The following is a 16929-nucleotide window of genomic DNA, read 5'->3' on the forward strand; positions in this document are numbered from 1 at the left end:
CATTCACTTCAGCATTTAAACGTTGAGTAAATCTAAATACTGAAAGAATGAAAAATCTAAAATCTTGTTAAATACGTTTTGGTAACTGGCTCGCCCAATTCATTAAACGAGTCGCATCATTGGTTCGTGCAACTGAAGAATCCGCACCCAATAACACCACCACCGCTGGACGGTTATTCAGTGTAGTATGCATCACAACACAGCGCCCTGCTTCATTAATAAATCCAGTTTTTGAAATATTAATATTCCAACCGCCATTACGCACTAAAGCATTGGTATTGTTTGATTTCAACACGCGGTAGCCCAAATTAAAGTCATAACTTGGTGTGGTTGAAAATTGGCGAATCAAACCATACTGCGAAGCGGTATTCACTAAAATCCCCAAGTCACGTGCCGAAGCGACATTACCAGGGTGCAAACCTGTCGATTCCATATAATGTGTCGAATTCATCCCCAATGAGCGTGCTTTCGCATTCATCGCTGAAATAAATGCAGAACGACCACCTGGATAAGTACGTGCTAATGCCGAAGCCGCTGGATTTTCAGACTTCATTAAAGCAAACAGCAATGCTTCTGCGCGGTTCATACTGTCGCCAGCACGAAGTGTTGAACTTGAGCTTTTACAACCTGAACATGAGAAATCAGACTGTTGTAAGGTAATCTTTTCAGACATGTTTAATCGGGCATCTGAAATCACTACTGCTGTCATGAGTTTGGTAATTGATGCAATCGGTAAAGCGGTATTGCTATTTTTGCTATATAGCACTTCACCGGTTTGCCCATCCATAACCAATGCCGCACGTGCATTTACAGAAGGCTGACCTGCGTATTGATTGGTATCAATGATACGGACCGTTTTCGATGGTGCTGTCTGTACCACACCGCCTGTACTACGTACAGAAGTAGTCACTTTAGTTGACCCTTGAGGAGATGGCTCTTCAGCGCTATAAGACACGTCACCGTTGAGTAACTGGTTTGCATCTTCAGATGACCAGCTAATATTTGACTGCTGATTTGCAGCACTATTCATCACAATTTCAGCAGAACTGAAACTGCTCATACTGAATAAAATTGACATGCCCAAAACGTGCATGAAGGATTTATTTAATTTTTTCACCATTGCTCACTCAACTCAGGATACTAAACATTTGCGCAAGACCAGCAATATGCCGTACATTGGTCACAACTACGAACATTTTTTGCTCACACATTGTGTATGAAGTTTTTCATTTCATATAAGAATAGGATTGCTAATTTTGTCGTTTCATTGCAAGCTTATTTTGCTTTATGTAACAAAAAAAACAGGTTTTGATTTGAGGGAGAGTGTAGGTGATCACAGTTTTGGTGGTAGATGACCATGAATTAGTCCGTACTGGTATTTGCCGTATGCTCGAAGACCATGCAGATGTCCAAGTCATTGGACAAGCCGAATCGGGTGAAGATGCGATTACACTTGTTCGCCAACACCATCCAAATGTTGTTTTATTAGATGTCAATATGCCGGGGATCGGGGGGGTAGAAACCACACGTCGCCTACTCCAAACAGCGCCAGATACAAAAGTCCTCGCCGTCAGTGGACTTGCTGAAGAACCCTACCCGTCTTTATTGTTAAAAGCAGGTGCCAAAGGCTATATCACCAAAGGTGCACCAGTCACTGAAATGGTCCGTGCGATTAATAAAGTGATGCAAGGTGGCAAATATTTCAGTGCAGACATTGCAGAACAACTGGCCAGCTCATATTTGTCTGATACACAACAATCACCTTTTGACGCCCTGTCTGAGCGTGAAATGCAAGTTGCCATGATGGTGGTCAATTGTATTAGTGCACAAGAAATTTCTGATAAATTATTCGTTAGCGTTAAAACAGTGAATACCTACCGTTACCGCATTTTTGAAAAACTGAATATTGATAGTGATGTCAAACTAACTCACTTGGCGATTCGCTACGGGTTAATCAAACCTTAACACAACGTACATCCAGTTACTTATGACACAGCGTTCAATTCATAGTGAATTGAACCAGTATCATTTGGGCCTTTGGTACAGTGCTTATCGCTTTATCATCAGTGCCTGTCTGTTACTGGTCTTTTTACTGACCTACACTCAATTCACTTCAGATTATGAATACCCACGTTTATACCTATATGTATTGACGATTTATTTGCTGTTTACCAGCATTCAATTCATGTCGCTTGGACGTTTCAAAGTCCGGATTCCAAACCAGTTACTGCTGTTATTCATTGTAGATGTCATTTCGCTGAGCTTACTGACCTTAGCCATCGATGGACCTAATTTACATTTGAGTTTACTGTTTGTGATTACGATTTTTGCAGCATCCCTGTTATTAGATGCCCAAAAAGCCTTGGTCATCACCCTCATTGCTGTGATCTGTGTGGTATATCAACTGTTTTTAGGTTCAATTCTTGAATTTACCTCACTTAAAAATTTAACCAACAGTGCGATTTTGGCTTTTTTATTTTGTGTAGTGTATGGCAGTGCGCAAATTGCCGTGAAACGTTTTCAGTTATTGGAAAATCTGAATTTTTCGCAATCTTTAGAGCTACATCGACTACAAAACATTAACCGCTATATTTTAGAACAGATTGATACGGGCTATTTGGTTTTGGATGAAAACTGTCATGTGGTGCTGAGTAATCCTGCTGCTTGCCATTTACTCGGCATGCCAAATTCTTATCATCATGATCAATATCCACTGTATACCACGCAGCCCGACTTATTTGAATTACTCAAGTTTGAAGATTTAAAAAGCGGGGAAAAATTTCAATTTGAATCGCAACAAAGCCAATACCACATTCAGGTACTCGTACAAAAACTCGTTGTGCCGCATCAAATGCTGACCTTGCTGATTTTACAAGATGCACAAAAACTCAATCAGCAAGTGCAACAACTAAAATTAGCCGCTTTAGGGCAACTCTCCGCCAGTATTGCTCACGAAATTCGTAATCCTTTAGCGGCGATTGTGCATGCCAATGATTTATATCCGCAAAGTGATACCGAACAACAGCACATGTTGAATCATATGATTTCACGTCAAGCGGTGCGGATTGACCGAATTATTCAAGACACCCTAAATATGGTGCGCAATAAGGAAACCCATCCGACTCGTCTGAATCTAGAACAATTTTTACCGTTGTTCCTACAAGAAGATCTGGCAGACATTCAACAGAACATTCGACTCAATGTACAAGCCAAGACTTTAATCGATTTTGATGAGGCACAGTTCAGACAAATTTTAATCAACCTAATTCGTAATGCGATTCGCCATAACAATCCGGACATGTCGTATATCGAAGTGGTGGCGCGTACGGATCAGAAAAAAGTCCAGATCGATGTCCGAGATTTCGGTCATGGGGTTGCTTTACAAAACCGCGCACAGTTATTTCAACCATTTTTTAGTACCGAAATTACTGGAACTGGTTTAGGATTATATCTTGCTCATAGCTTCTGTGAAGCGAATCAAGCACAGCTTTCCTATGTAGAAAAAAAACAGGGAGCTTGCTTTAGGATTGAGTGCTTACAAGCTGTTATTTAATTGTTTTTAGGGGAAAACTGTGGATTCACAACCACTGGTATTGTTAGTTGATGACGAAGAAGACTTATGTATGCTGATGCAGATGTCTTTATCAAGGATGGGGGTTAAAACGCATGTTGCACATCGCCTCGACGAAGCTAAAAAAGCCTTGTCTACCTATAGCTACGATGCCTGCCTAACCGATCTCAACTTACCCGATGGTAATGGTCTACAGCTCTTAGATTGGATGAATGAACACTGTCCTGCCCTGCCCGTTGCTGTGCTTACAGCCTATGGCAACATGGACATTGCCATTGCCGCATTAAAGGCGGGAGCATTCGATTTTGTCAGCAAACCGATCAATCCAAAACATCTTGAACAACTGCTACAAAAAGCCCTGAATAAGCCATTGGCCGAAGACATTACTTCGCAAGATGCTTTAGAACATAAAATGTTGATTGGTGAATCGCTTCCAATCCAGCAATTGCGTCGAACTCTAAAGAAAATTGCACGTTCACAAGCACCTGTTTTTATTACGGGTGAATCTGGTACGGGTAAAGAGGTCGTGGCCAATTTGGTTCACCGTTTAAGCAACCGTAATGAAGGACCCTTTATTGCTATTAACTGTGGGGCAATTCCCACAGAGTTAATGGAAAGTGAACTTTTTGGCCATAAAAAAGGCAGCTTTAGTGGTGCCACCCAAGACAAGCAAGGTCTGATTCAATCTGCACATGGTGGTAGCTTATTTCTGGATGAAATTGCCGAATTACCTTTAGCCATGCAAGTTAAACTGCTACGTGCGGTACAGGAAAAACGTATTCGCCCCGTAGGTTCAGACTGTGAAATTGATGTCGACTTCCGTGTGATCAGTGCCAGTCATCAGGACTTAGAAGCTCTCGTCCAACAAGGTCGCTTCCGCCAAGATTTATTTTTCCGCATCCATGTTATGGATTTAGTGTTGCCTGCCTTACGTGAGCGTGGCGACGATATCCTCTTATTGGCGCAACATTTTATTCAAAAAATTAGCCATGAATGGGAAATTGCCACTAAGCCTCTGACTGAACGTGCGAAAAATTTCCTACTCAGCCAATATTATCCGGGTAATGTTCGTGAACTCCGCAATATTATCGAACGTGCTATGACCCTCTGCGATGATGATCAAATTGATCTTCAACATCTGCAAAGTGCGCCATTAAGACAACCGAGTGCTCAGTTCAATTCCGCTCCAACAACGAATGATTCTGCGCAGTTGGGTGCAAACAGCAACGAACAAAGTGTGGTCCCTCGCAAACTGCCTGAAGAAGGTTTAGAACTCTTTTTAGAAAATATCGAAAAAGAAGTGCTCATGAATGCGTTGAATCTCACCCATTGGAACCGAACCCTTGCCGCAAAAAAATTAGGCATGTCATTCCGCTCATTGCGCTATCGTTTGAAAAAATTCGGCTTAGATACCGAAGACGAAGAGTAAAAGCTTTCCAACGTATTGCTGTTTATTTTTGATTCAGCAATAACTCTGCAACATGATCGACATAGTGATCTTCACGCGCATCATGTTGCAGCGGATAGTTATAGTCTGGCTGCACCCCAATTCCTTCAATCATTTTGCCATTCGGGGTCAGATATTGCGACACAGTCATTTGTAAAGCCGCACCATTACTCAATGGAAATAGTTTTTGAACCACACCTTTACCATAACTTTTCTCACCCGCTACCCATGCACGTTTATGCTCTTTTAAGGCTGCGGTAAAGACCTCTGCGGCAGAAGCAGAACGATTATTGATTAAGATGCCGACTTTCATATTTTGAAATTCAAAACTTGGTAAAGCCTGAAATTGTTGGTCACCCTCAGATCGACTTCGTGTCGACACAATAATGCCCTGATTCAAAAATAAATCGGCAGACTCGACAGCTGCGGACAATAACCCACCGGGGTTATTTCTTAAATCAAACAATACGGCTTTGACACGTGAACCGTGACTTTCAATTAAACGCTTTATTTCATTGGCAGTATCTTGTTGAAAAACTTTAACGTGTAATACTAAAACCTGATTATTTAATAATTTAGATTCTATATCTGTTTCAACTTTAGTGTTTCTGACCAAATTGATCGGTTGACTTGCAGTTATCAGCTGTAGATTCAGCGTCGAGCCGATACTGCCGGTGAGTAAGTGTCGCACTTGATCTTGATTGAGTTTTTTGAGTTCTTGATCATCAATTTTAAACACCGCCGCGCCATTTTTCAGACCTAGCTTTGCTGAATCGGCATCAGGTTTTAAATTGGTGATGACCCATTGCTGTAAACCTACATCAAAGCGCAAATTGAAATCGACACTCGCAATATCCCCTTCGGTGTATTGCAAAAGCTGCTTATAGTCTTCAGGTGAAAGATATCGTGAATAACGGTCTAAACCACTGACCATGCCTTTGATGGCTTGTTGGAATAATGCATCGTCATTTTTTTCAACTACATAATTTTCTTTGACAATGCCATAGATCTGAACAAATTGTTGGATCGATTCGACAGGTACTTCGGCATAACTTTGTTCATAGCTGCCATCAAATTCATCGAAAGCCGACTTTGCTTTGTCGGCTCCCCATGTCGAATGACTAGAACACAGCAGCAAGGCTGTAAGGCTTACAACTGACTTCCAGTGTGCTTTAGTCATTCATACTTCCTTACATTTTAAGATTCAAGAGTAATCAAGTTACGACCTTGCATTTCTGTTGGTACAGGAATGTGCATAAGAGTTAACAGTGTCGGCGCTACGTCAGCCAAAACACCACCTTCTGCAATTGTTGCATTGGTCGGACCAACATAGATAAATGGCACAAGTTCAGTGGTATGTTGAGTATGCACCTGACCACTTTGGTAATCCTGCATTTGCTCTACGTTACCATGATCGGCAGTCACTAGCATGTGACCTTTATTTGCCATCACAGCTTCATACACACGACCTAGGCACGTGTCTACGGCTTCAACTGCTTTGACTGCTGCATCAAACACACCAGTATGGCCAACCATATCACCATTGGCATAGTTCACCACCAGTAAGTCGTACTCACCTGAATTAATTGCGGCAACCAATTCATCAGTGACTTCATAAGCACTCATTTCTGGTTTTAAGTCATAGGTCGCAACGTTTGGCGATGGAATCAAAATACGTCTTTCACCCGGATATTCATCTTCACGACCACCACTGAAGAAGAAGGTCACGTGTGCATATTTTTCAGTTTCAGCAATACGAAGTTGTGTTTTACCCAAATTAGACAGGTATTCACCAATCGAGTTATGCAACGCTTCTGGCATATAAGCCACAGGTGCATCAATTGTTGCTTGGTAACGTGTCAACATGACAAATTTTGATAAAGCGGGAACCACTTTACGTTCAAAACCTGCAAAATCTTTTTCCACAAAAGCTTTGGTAATTTCACGCGCACGGTCAGCACGGAAGTTCATGAAGACAACGCTATCACCATCTTGGATCGGTGCTAAATCACCAATACGCGTCGCTTTCACAAATTCATCTGATTCTTCAGCAGCATAAGCCTGCTCTAGACCTTCAACAGCAGTCGCTGCAGTGCGCACTGCTTCACCTTCAGTTAATAGGCGATAGGCTTGCTCAACACGATCCCAACGGTTGTCACGGTCCATCGCAAAGTAACGACCAATCATGGTAGCAATACGACCTTGACCCGGATACTGAGCAAACAGCGCATCTAATTTTTCAAGCGAAGGTTGTGCGCTTTTTGGTGGCGTATCACGACCATCAAGGAATGCATGAAGATACACTTTTGCACCGCGTTTTAATGCCAATTCAGCCATCGCCACAATGTGATCTTCATGTGAATGCACACCACCTTCAGACAACAAGCCCATGATATGTACAGCACGATTTGCAGCTTTGGCTTTTTCAACCGCATCGACTAAAACGTCATGTTCAAAGAAGGCACCGGTACGAATATCTTTGGTAATACGAGTAAAGTCTTGATACAGCACACGTCCTGCACCAAGGTTCATGTGGCCCACTTCAGAGTTACCCATTTGACCATCAGGTAAACCAACGTCTTCGCCAGAGCCTGAAATCAATCCATGCGGATGCTTTTCCTGCATTGCAGTCAAGTTTGGTCGTTTTGCTGCTAAAAAGGCATTGTCCTCGACCGCTTCGCGATGACCCACACCATCCATAATTACCAATACGTGTGGGATTTTGCCAGCAGTTGCATCCGTCATAATGAACACTCTTTCGTTTATAAATTAATCATACTATCTTACCGAATTTTCGGTGAAGACTCTATGTGACAACCATGGTTTATCTAGGTCATCAACATTGTTTTACTCAATCTTGCATGCACTTAACGTGCGCGATGCAGCAAGTAGCCACCCGCTACAAACATCAAAATAATTGGTATAAAGACGAACCATGCAGGCGATGGCGCGTACACCAAACTTGCATAACCCAAGAAATCTTGTAAGTAGTAAAAACCCAGTCCAGCAAATAAGGCAATCACCAAGCGGAAACCCATCGACTGTTGACGTAAAGGTCCAAAAATAAATGAACACGCAATCACCACCAAGGCAATTAAAGCAAAGGGCGAACCAAACTTTTGCCAAAACGCCAATTGGTAAGTTTTCGGGACTTGGCTATATTCATGCATATAACTCATAAAGCTCACCAATTGACTGGGTGATAGGTCTTCAGGGTCAATGGTAACCATATGCACATATTTAGGTTGCAAGGCCAATGAAAGCGGCTGTTCAACATTTTTCTTCGAGACGGCATCACCCGTCGCTAAGAGATCGACTTGGGTTGAATTTTGTAGCGACCAAGAGCCATTTTTGACAAAATTCCCTTGCTCTGCATCCAAAGTGCCTCGCAAACGATATTTTTCATCAAAATCAACAACCTGAACATCTTTAATTTGACCTTGCGAATTAGCATAGTCAATATAAATAAAGCGCTGGCCTTCACGTGACCAATAGCCTTTGACTTCGCCCAGTTCAGCCGCAGTGCGGTGACTTTTGACGCTTTTGGCTTGTTCATTGGTATAGGGAATGACCCATTCGCTTAATGCAAAGGATAAAACCACCAAAATGAGTGCCGAACGAATCACCCAGCCCACAATCCGCCATAGGCTGATGCCGACCGAACGCATCACAATCAATTCACTGTTTGAAGCTAGAGTCCCTAAACCCAGTACTGCACCAATCAAGGCTGAAATCGGCAAAATTTCATATAAATAATTCGGTGAACTCCATAATACATACTGCAAAGCATTCCATGCGTTATAGCCTTCTTTCAGCGAGCCCAATTCACCTAAATAAGTAAAAAGCACTTGTAAGCCAGCCAATACCGCGGTCGCACCAAGCATGGCTAAAGCAGTAGTTTTGGTCACATGTTTTGCAACTATACGACGTGCCAACATTTTAAGACCTCACTCGCTGAATTTGTTTCTTAATTTTGGGCGCTAATTTTTGTTTACGCGAGAACAATGCCGCTGCAATGCCGTAAATCACTAAGACCAGTGGATAAGCCCAAATCCCCATTTCATCTTTACTGATCCGCGTTTTGATCGCCATTAAAGCCACGATTAAACTGGCAAAAATAAGTAATGCAGGAAACAGTTTCAGGTAACGCCCTTGACGAGGACTTACCTCAGACAAAGCAGTGGCAAGCAATAACGCCACCAAAATAGCGAACGGCACAAAGATTCGCCAACCGAGTTCGCTGGCAACCACAGGATCATGGCGGTTATCCCATAACTTCGAGGTTGGTAAAGCTTCTACTTCGGTACTTTCAAATTTTGCTTCTTTATCATTTTCTAAACGTAAACGATAACTTTGGAATTCAGCTTGAGAATAACGCGGTTGCCCCGGATAGATTTCGTAACGGCGGCCTTCAACTAAGTCAACCACATTGGCATTATCATCGGGCACTTCGACGCGGGTCGCTTCTTTTGCCAAAATAATGACATCAGGCTTACCCTCCTTTTCTGCACGCTGATAAAAGAAAATATCTTTTAAGTTTTTACGGTCTTCTGACAAGTCCCCTGCATAAATGGTATAGGGTCCAGAGGAAATAAACTCTTTTGGTCGAACCAAGTCAAAGCCTGTTCGTACCGCTTGCGAAGTCGTTAATGCTTCAAACTGACGGATGCCCCAAGGCGATGCCCACAGCATCAAAAATGCTTGAACAGCCATAAAGACCACAGTCATCGGCACCAATAAACGTGACAATTGATTTCGACTGACACCACTACCATTAAGCACAGCCATTTCATGATCGACATACAGACGACCAAAGACCAACATCAGACCGATAAAGAAACCGAGCGGAAGAATTAAAGTTAAAAACTCAGGCAAACGGTAGCCAATGATGCTAAATAAAATACTTGCATCTAAACGACCCTGCGCCGCGACACCAAAGTACTTGATCAAACGACCACCCATCATGATCAAGGTCAATAAGGCAATCACAACCAGTGATGTCGACACCACTTGCTTGACCAGATAACGCCGAATAATCAAATTAATTCTTCCAAAAATAGGGCCAATAAAAACTAGCGTTAGTTTACCCGAATGTAGAAAATATAAAACCTATACCCTTGTTGCTCATTGAAACTCTATTCATATAAATGTTTCAATGGTTTAATGGTTTATAAATTTAAAAAGGCATAAATACCGCACATGAAACTTTCTATTAATACGTCATTCCAAGCGAATGCGTCCAGCCAATATTTGTTGATATTAGTAGATTCTGAGCACGTTACAAATGCAGCTACTTCATATCAAATCAATGATTTAGATAATTTAATTGAAGCAACTCAATTTAAAGCAGCACTTAATGAAAGCCTGCCTTTGGTGGCGAACATTGCCGCTTGTCGCAATAGCGCTCTTTTAGGCCTCGGCAAAGTTGCTGAATTACAAGTCAATAAATTTGCAAAAATTGCACAAACTATTATTAAAGCGTCACAAAAAAAATTCAAACAGATCAGTGTCGATATCTCTGCCCTACCACAAGAACAACATTATTTATTTGCACTTAGCCTGACCCAAGCGGCTTATGCATTTGATGAATACAAATCAAAGAAAAATGAATTTGTTTTGGAGCAGATCCATTTAATCGCTGCTGAAAGTCCATTAACCACTGCACAGCTTGACTTAATTTCTGCAGTGCAATCAGGTCAAAGTTTTACTCGTGACTTAGGTAACCGTCCGGGCAATATCTGTTTCCCTGAATATTTAGCTGAACAAGCTCAAGCACTTGCAGCTGAATTCCCAGATCAACTCAAAGTGACTGTACTCGATGAACAGCAAATGGCTGATCTCGGTATGGGTGCTTTCCTTGCTGTGAGCAAAGGTTCTGACCGTCCAGGCCGTATTATTACCATCGAATACCTTTCAAATCGTGAAGAAGCCCCTGTAGTGCTTGTTGGTAAAGGCGTGACTTTTGATACTGGTGGTATCTCACTTAAACCAGGTGCGGGCATGGACGAAATGAAATTCGACATGTGCGGTTCTGCATCAGTTTTGGGTACCATCCGTGCGCTGTGTGAAGCGAAATTACCAATTCATGTTGTCGGCGCAATTGCTGCTGCAGAAAACATGCCGTCTGGTCATGCCACTCGCCCGGGTGACATCGTGACAACCATGAGCGGTCAAACCGTTGAAATTTTAAATACCGATGCCGAAGGTCGTTTGGTTCTGTGCGATACCTTGACCTATGTAAAACGCTTTAATCCTGCACTGGTGATTGATATTGCAACCCTCACTGGTGCATGTGTCGTAGCACTGGGTTCAGTCCTTACTGGTATGTTCACTCCGGATGATGAACTTGCGGCTGAATTGACTGCTGCGGGTCAACACAGCTTTGACCGCGTATGGCGTATGCCCGTGATTGAAGATTATCAAGAACAACTTGATTCTCCATTTGCAGATATTGCCAACATTGGTGGTCCAAAAGCAGGCTCTGTGACCGCTGCATGTTTCCTTCAACGCTTTACGCGTGAATACCGTTGGGCGCATTTAGACATTGCGGGTACTGCATGGAACTCAGGTGCCAATAAAGGCGCAACAGGTCGTCCTGTACCATTATTAATGCAATTTTTAGCGAATCGTGTTCAAGCGAATGGCTAAAGTTAGCTTTTATTTATTTGAAAAAAGTCCTGAACGGCAAGTCGAAAGCACTTGTCGTTTATGCCGTAAGATCCTGCGTCAGCCTGTACGTATTTGGCTACATTGTGCTGACCCAGACTTACAGCAACAACTTGATGAACGCCTGTGGAGTTTCGATCACACAGGTTTCATTCCCCATGGTATCGATCAACCCGAGGCAACGGTCTGTATTTCTGCCCAATTGCCTGAGCAAGCCGACTGGATTGTGTTTAATTTTAACGATCAAGCACTTGAACAGTTCGCAAGTTTTAGTCACATTATCGAAATTATTGAAAATAACGAACCCGCTAAAATTATCGGGCGTGAAAAATATAAACAATATCGACGTTTGGGCGTTCAACCGCAGACCCATAAACTTTAACGTGATATTGGTTTTACCCTATTTGCAAGGAGGTGTACCATGGCATTGAATGTCGGTCCAGACTTTAAACAGCGCTGGTTAAAAGTACCTGAAGCTATTCGTCAGACCTTTATTGATGACCTTGGTCGCGTTTGCGATGTCCTCAATCCAAGCACAGACATTCAACAATGGCTAGTCAATGACCAACAGCAACAGCAAGTGTCTTTTGACAAAATTGAGTCTGCCTATGCAGATTTAAAAGCACAGTTGATAGAAGATGCTCGTATTCGCAAACAGTTGGCTTTAGAAAAAGCCTTAGAAGAAAAACGTGAAGCTGAACAGGCCTATGCAGAACAACTGAAACGTGACGAAGAGTTACGCTTTGCTGCACAAACGCAAGCGCTCACCATGATGCAGCATAATCTAGATCGCGAAGTACAACACTATGCCGCTCGCTATCATAAAAACCCTGAAACAGGTTTAGCGGGATTAAGCCAAAGCTTATCGGTCAGCGAAGGACAGATGTTGTCAGAACTTGAAAGTGTACGCGTGCGTTTGGAACTTGAGGCAGAAACGCAAATCGAGATGGCCGTCAGTGATTTCCGTGCAAAATTGAAAGCTGCTGCACAAGAAGAAATTGACTATATCTTAGAAAACTCCAATTTTTCGACAGAATCTACATCGTCCCAAGCATCTTAAGCTGTCGATCGAAATCTGGTCACTGTCATTAAACTGACATGTATTTGCAACATGATGTTCATATGGCTGAAGCATTGTCCCTCAAAACACAATGCTTCAGGCATCCTAAAAATATAATCATGCATCCAGATGGGAATTCAATATGGACATCATTCACCAGATTACCCAGAAAATATCCTCTCTATCTGCTGGAGAACAATGGGACATTCGTACCAAAGATCTTTGGCTGAGTCATTCAGACTTTCACAGTATTTCGGTGTATCTCAGCCGAGAATCAGAAAAAGGTGGTTTTAGCATTCAGCAACCGCCCCACAGCTCGATTTTTCAAACCCTTGATGTGGTGACCGTTACAAAACACTAAGTTGTCATCGACTCCATAAAAAAAGCCCACAACTGTGGGCTTTTTTTATGTCTAAGTTTAGCTTAGACCAAATCTGCAACTGCAGAAACAGTATGTCCTAGGAAATAACCAATACCAAGTAATAATCCAATCCAGATGAAACCACCTAGCACATTATAAAACATAAATGTACCGAGGCTCATGCGCGCAGACCCAGCGGCAAAAGGCGCAAAAGAACGTACAAAAGGTACAAAGCGTGCGACTAAAATCGTTTTACCGCCATGCTTCATAAAATATTTATTGGTTTTGACCATATATTCGGGCTTAAAGTAACGTGTGTGCTTATTAAAGTACTTAATGCCTAGCACGCTGCCCGTATAGTAATTGACGCAGTAGCCCAAGACCGATGCGACAAATAACATCAGCCCCATGGTGTGTAAATGCACCACTTCCGTCGTTGAACATAATGCGCCGATGGCAAGCAACAGGCTGTCTCCCGGCAGGAAGAACATAAATACTGAACCCGTTTCTGAAAATATCACCAGAAATAAAATGGCATAAATCCACACACCATAATTTTCCAATAACATGGGTAACCACTGTTCCAGATTCAGTAAGAAATCAATCATTATCACCTGTCTGATTATTCATCATATATGTCATTCCGCGACGCATTATCACCAAAAATAAAAAAACAGTCTAATTTTTCAATCAGACTGTTTGGTTTTCTTCGGTATCAACTTATTTCAAGAAGCCATTTTCAGCGAGAAAATCTAAGCTAATTTTAGATTGCGCTGTGGTCTCAGCGGCTTTATCTCCGAGCAATAAACGCTCAATATAACGTGCTAAAACATCCACTTCCAAGTTCACTTTAGCCCCAGCTTTCCACGTACCGATATTGGTTCGTTCAGCCGTGTGCGGAATTAAATTTAAGCTCAGCACATTGCCACGTAAATGGTTAATCGTCAGGCTAATACCATCCACGGTCACAGAGCCTTTTTCTGCTAAATAGCGTGCAATTTCTTTCGGTGCAGTCACTTCAAAATAAATTGAACGTGCATCTGAACGAACTTGAGTGATTTCACCCACTGCATCGACATGACCACTGACAATATGTCCACCAAAACGCGTGGTCGGCAACATAGCTTTTTCCACATTTACTGCCTGCCCTGCTTTCCAGTGTTCCAAAGTGGTCCGATTTAAACTTTCACGTGATACATCAGCTGCATACCAATTGCTACCAAAGTCAATCACGGTTAAGCAAATGCCATTGGTGGCAATAGAATCTCCCAAATGCACATCCGACATGTCTAAATCTGTCTGGATACGCAAGCGGACATCGCCACCCACGTTTTGAATGCTTTCAACTTTACCTAGACTTTCAATAATGCCTGTAAACATGTTCAATCCCTGAAAAATATGGGGCGATGATTTTTACCACAAATCAAGTTGCGTACTCACACCAGAGGTATCGACACCACCTAATTCTGCAAAATGGTGCAATTGACTCAACAACTGACGGATCGGTGGACCTGATTTGGCATGCGTATCCGTGATGACAATAAACTCTAGTACGCGCGCACGTTCAGACTGACGCTGCTTGCTCACACGGTAACGTGGCACATCTTGCGTCAATAAGCTTACTCGACCACGTTTTAAATTGGCTTGTAACAAATCTGTGGCGCTGATATTACCATCGGTTGAATAGCTCGTCAGGATGTAACGTGCATTGATGGTTTCTAATAATTTTTCATAAGCTTCTTTCGCATGCTTCGAAGAATTATATGGACTTGGACGCTCTTTTCGCCATGCACGATCGATTCCGCTCTTAAAACCCTTGGTGTCTGGTGTTGGTAAATCCACCTGATCCCATAACGTTAAGGCATTCAACACATGGTAGTTACTGCTATAAGCATGTTGGTTATATGGTGGATCGAGATAAGCCACATCTACTTCAAAGCCGCTCATTTGATTGGCCAAATGCTGTGCGTCGACACACCACATTTCAGCAGCGGTTTTTTTCGGATCACCAATTTCACAAAAACGACTTGGGGTCAGCCATAACAATGAACCGATACGATCTAAGGCTGCTTGGGTTTTACCACCCCAACCATGATGAAAGCTTTTAAATACACCGCTGGTATTGCTGACAAAACTTGCTGAATACAATAACGGTGCCAACAAAGCACTCATTTCCACATCATCAATCGCGCCTTGAGCCTGCCAAGTTGCAATTTGCTGACGAATCGCATCGATACGCATACCATTACGACGTTTAAAGAATAAACGGTCACGTGCCGGATCGTAGATTTCATCATTACGTGGACACAAGTTATGGGTCACCCAACCTTTAACTTCTGGCAAACGGTTCAGATAATCAATCGCTTTCTGATAGCCACCCAACTCTTTAAAAGCAGGTGCTTCAACGCAAGAGAGAATCGCGCTGTTCAAGGCATGGCTGTAGGGTTCCCAGTCATTGGCAATAACACGATAGCCGTTTTGACGAGCCAACCGTGATACCACACCCGAACCTGCAAAAAAGTCTGCAAATATCGGCGCACGACCATCTTCGCGTTTTAAGGTTCCCGTTTGCTCAAGTGCTTCTAAAATCAGATGTAATAGGCGGCGTTTGTTTCCCAAATAAGGAACCAACTGATGGAAAAGATATTCGTCTGTGGTACGAGCCGCATGACGACGTTTGTGATAAACCGTAGACTCTGAATTCATAGCGTCTCTTGAGAAGGGATTAACCTTAAGCGGATGTCATCACCCAATTGAGTGACATCTTTCAGCTTAAATCGAAGCTGCTCTGCCATGCGGTCAAATTCCGCATTAAACATCGCACGTGCTGACTGACCCAACAAGGTCGGTGCAACATAACTGATCATTTCATCGATCAAATGTTCTTGTAAGAAAGCGGTCGAAAGTGTCGCACCAGCTTCCACAAGTACATCATAAATTTGAAACTGTTGAACGCATGCTGCTAACAGATCGGCCAAAGGCTGAATTTCAAATTGTACCACGCCCAAGTCAGCAAGTTCCTGACGATATGGCCCCATGACCATCACGGTTTCAGGTTGCTGCAATATTTTTGCGCTTAATGGCAAGCGGCCTTGACGATCTAGCACGATACGTTTCGGCTGAACCACGTTACGCATGTCAACAGCGTCATCGAGCTGACGTACGTTGAGTAAGCAATCATCGGCTAATACTGTTTCAATCCCAGTAATCACAGCACCTGATATCGCACGCCAATGCTGTACATCTTGTCGCGCCATTGCACCCGTAATCCACTTAGACTCACCTGAAGCCATGGCTGTTCGCCCATCAAGGCTCGATGCGACTTTGAGGCGGACATAAGGCATGCCCCTCGCCATGGCTTTTAAAAAACCCAAGTTCAATTGATGCGCTTCTGCTTCACAAATACCCGTAATCACTTCAATGCCAGCATCACGTAGGATTTGTACACCTTTACCCGCAACCAATGGATTCGGATCGGGACAGGCCACAACGACTTGAGCAACACCTGCTTCTACCAAGCCTTTGGCACAAGGTGGCGTACGTCCATAGTGTGCGCATGGCTCTAAAGTCACATAAGCGGTTGCGCCACGTGCGGCCTCACCTGCATCACGCATTGCAAAGACTTCTGCATGCGGCTGACCCGCTTTTGGATGAAAGCCTTCACCAACCAATTGACCGTCTTTGACAATCACACAGCCTACATTGGGGTTAGGACGCGTGCTGTATTGCCCCTGCTGTGCCAATGCAATTGCACGCCGCATCCACTGTTGATGCTGCTGCAACGTCACTTGATCTAACTCAGACATGTAATCACTCATGATAAA

General features: G+C 43.0%; 16 protein-coding genes. 7 read left to right on the top strand and 9 right to left on the bottom strand.

Features of this window, described 5'->3' with window-relative positions; all coding sequences use genetic code 11:
- Positions 1–67: 67 nt before the first annotated feature.
- The gene (locus FTV38_RS07200) at positions 68–1117 is read right to left on the bottom strand and encodes a serine hydrolase (protein ID WP_180004717.1); all 1050 of its coding nucleotides are present in this window, start codon (positions 1115–1117) and stop codon (positions 68–70) included.
- 212 nt (positions 1118–1329) lie between these two features.
- On the opposite strand from FTV38_RS07200, the gene FTV38_RS07205 reads away from it, so the two are divergent.
- From FTV38_RS07205 to FTV38_RS07215, 3 genes are read left to right on the top strand one after another with little or no spacing between them, the layout of a single operon-like run.
- On the top strand, positions 1330–1965 hold the full coding sequence (locus FTV38_RS07205; RefSeq protein ID WP_078189449.1) for a response regulator: 636 nt from the start codon (positions 1330–1332) through the stop codon (positions 1963–1965).
- Positions 1966–1987: 22 nt separating this feature from the next.
- Positions 1988–3553, top strand: a complete 1566-nt coding sequence (locus FTV38_RS07210) for a PAS domain-containing sensor histidine kinase (RefSeq protein ID WP_180022068.1) — start codon at positions 1988–1990, stop codon at positions 3551–3553.
- Positions 3554–3572: 19 nt separating this feature from the next.
- Positions 3573–5000 carry a sigma-54 dependent transcriptional regulator gene (locus tag FTV38_RS07215; RefSeq protein ID WP_180022069.1) on the top strand — a complete coding sequence of 476 codons (1428 nt, stop codon included), beginning with the start codon at positions 3573–3575 and terminating at the stop codon, positions 4998–5000.
- A gap of 22 nt (positions 5001–5022) precedes the next feature.
- Here the strand turns inward: FTV38_RS07215 and FTV38_RS07220 are convergent, their stop codons facing one another.
- From FTV38_RS07220 to lptF, 4 genes are all read right to left on the bottom strand, one after another.
- On the bottom strand, positions 5023–6198 hold the full coding sequence (locus tag FTV38_RS07220; protein WP_180022070.1) for a S41 family peptidase: 1176 nt from the start codon (positions 6196–6198) through the stop codon (positions 5023–5025).
- A 17-nt stretch (positions 6199–6215) separates the two neighbouring features.
- Positions 6216–7763 carry a 2,3-bisphosphoglycerate-independent phosphoglycerate mutase gene (gpmI, locus tag FTV38_RS07225; RefSeq protein WP_180022071.1) on the bottom strand — a complete coding sequence of 516 codons (1548 nt, stop codon included), beginning with the start codon at positions 7761–7763 and terminating at the stop codon, positions 6216–6218.
- Positions 7764–7885: 122 nt separating this feature from the next.
- Positions 7886–8956, bottom strand: a complete 1071-nt coding sequence (lptG, locus tag FTV38_RS07230; RefSeq protein WP_180022072.1) for an LPS export ABC transporter permease LptG — start codon at positions 8954–8956, stop codon at positions 7886–7888.
- 1 nt (position 8957) lies between these two features.
- On the bottom strand, positions 8958–10058 hold the full coding sequence (gene lptF, locus FTV38_RS07235; RefSeq protein ID WP_180022073.1) for an LPS export ABC transporter permease LptF: 1101 nt from the start codon (positions 10056–10058) through the stop codon (positions 8958–8960).
- 159 nt (positions 10059–10217) lie between these two features.
- Here lptF and FTV38_RS07240 point away from each other — a divergent pair, with 159 nt between their 5' ends.
- The 4 genes from FTV38_RS07240 to FTV38_RS07255 all read left to right on the top strand — a co-directional run bounded on the left by FTV38_RS07240 (position 10218) and on the right by FTV38_RS07255 (position 13105).
- Positions 10218–11666: a leucyl aminopeptidase gene (locus FTV38_RS07240; RefSeq protein WP_180022074.1), complete on the top strand. Its 1449-nt coding sequence runs from the start codon at positions 10218–10220 to the stop codon at positions 11664–11666.
- Positions 11659–12066, top strand: a complete 408-nt coding sequence (locus tag FTV38_RS07245; RefSeq protein ID WP_078192594.1) for a DNA polymerase III subunit chi — start codon at positions 11659–11661, stop codon at positions 12064–12066. The genes FTV38_RS07240 and FTV38_RS07245 overlap by 8 nt, the downstream gene beginning before the upstream one ends.
- 39 nt (positions 12067–12105) lie before the next feature.
- Positions 12106–12744, top strand: coding sequence for a hypothetical protein (locus FTV38_RS07250; RefSeq protein ID WP_078189458.1), 639 nt, complete (start codon positions 12106–12108; stop codon positions 12742–12744).
- A 142-nt stretch (positions 12745–12886) separates the two neighbouring features.
- The gene (locus FTV38_RS07255; protein ID WP_180022075.1) at positions 12887–13105 is read left to right on the top strand and encodes a hypothetical protein; all 219 of its coding nucleotides are present in this window, start codon (positions 12887–12889) and stop codon (positions 13103–13105) included.
- Between the two features lie 62 nt (positions 13106–13167).
- Here FTV38_RS07255 and FTV38_RS07260 read toward each other — a convergent pair whose 3' ends face one another.
- The 4 genes from FTV38_RS07260 to ribD all read right to left on the bottom strand — a co-directional run bounded on the left by FTV38_RS07260 (position 13168) and on the right by ribD (position 16911).
- The gene (locus FTV38_RS07260; RefSeq protein WP_078189460.1) at positions 13168–13713 is read right to left on the bottom strand and encodes a VTT domain-containing protein; all 546 of its coding nucleotides are present in this window, start codon (positions 13711–13713) and stop codon (positions 13168–13170) included.
- 112 nt (positions 13714–13825) lie between these two features.
- Positions 13826–14485 (bottom strand): riboflavin synthase, encoded by a 660-nt coding sequence (locus FTV38_RS07265; protein ID WP_078192598.1) that lies wholly within the window; start codon positions 14483–14485, stop codon positions 13826–13828.
- Positions 14486–14518: 33 nt separating this feature from the next.
- Entirely contained in the window at positions 14519–15811 is a 1293-nt protein-coding gene (locus tag FTV38_RS07270; RefSeq protein WP_180022076.1) for a DNA adenine methylase, read from the bottom strand.
- Positions 15808–16911 (bottom strand): bifunctional diaminohydroxyphosphoribosylaminopyrimidine deaminase/5-amino-6-(5-phosphoribosylamino)uracil reductase RibD, encoded by a 1104-nt coding sequence (gene ribD / locus FTV38_RS07275; protein WP_180022077.1) that lies wholly within the window; start codon positions 16909–16911, stop codon positions 15808–15810. Before ribD ends, FTV38_RS07270 begins: the two co-directional genes overlap by 4 nt.
- Positions 16912–16929: the final 18 nt, after the last annotated feature.

Origin of the sequence: Acinetobacter sp. YH16044, from assembly GCF_013417145.1 — a bacterium.
Classification (GTDB): domain Bacteria; phylum Pseudomonadota; class Gammaproteobacteria; order Pseudomonadales; family Moraxellaceae; genus Acinetobacter; species Acinetobacter amyesii.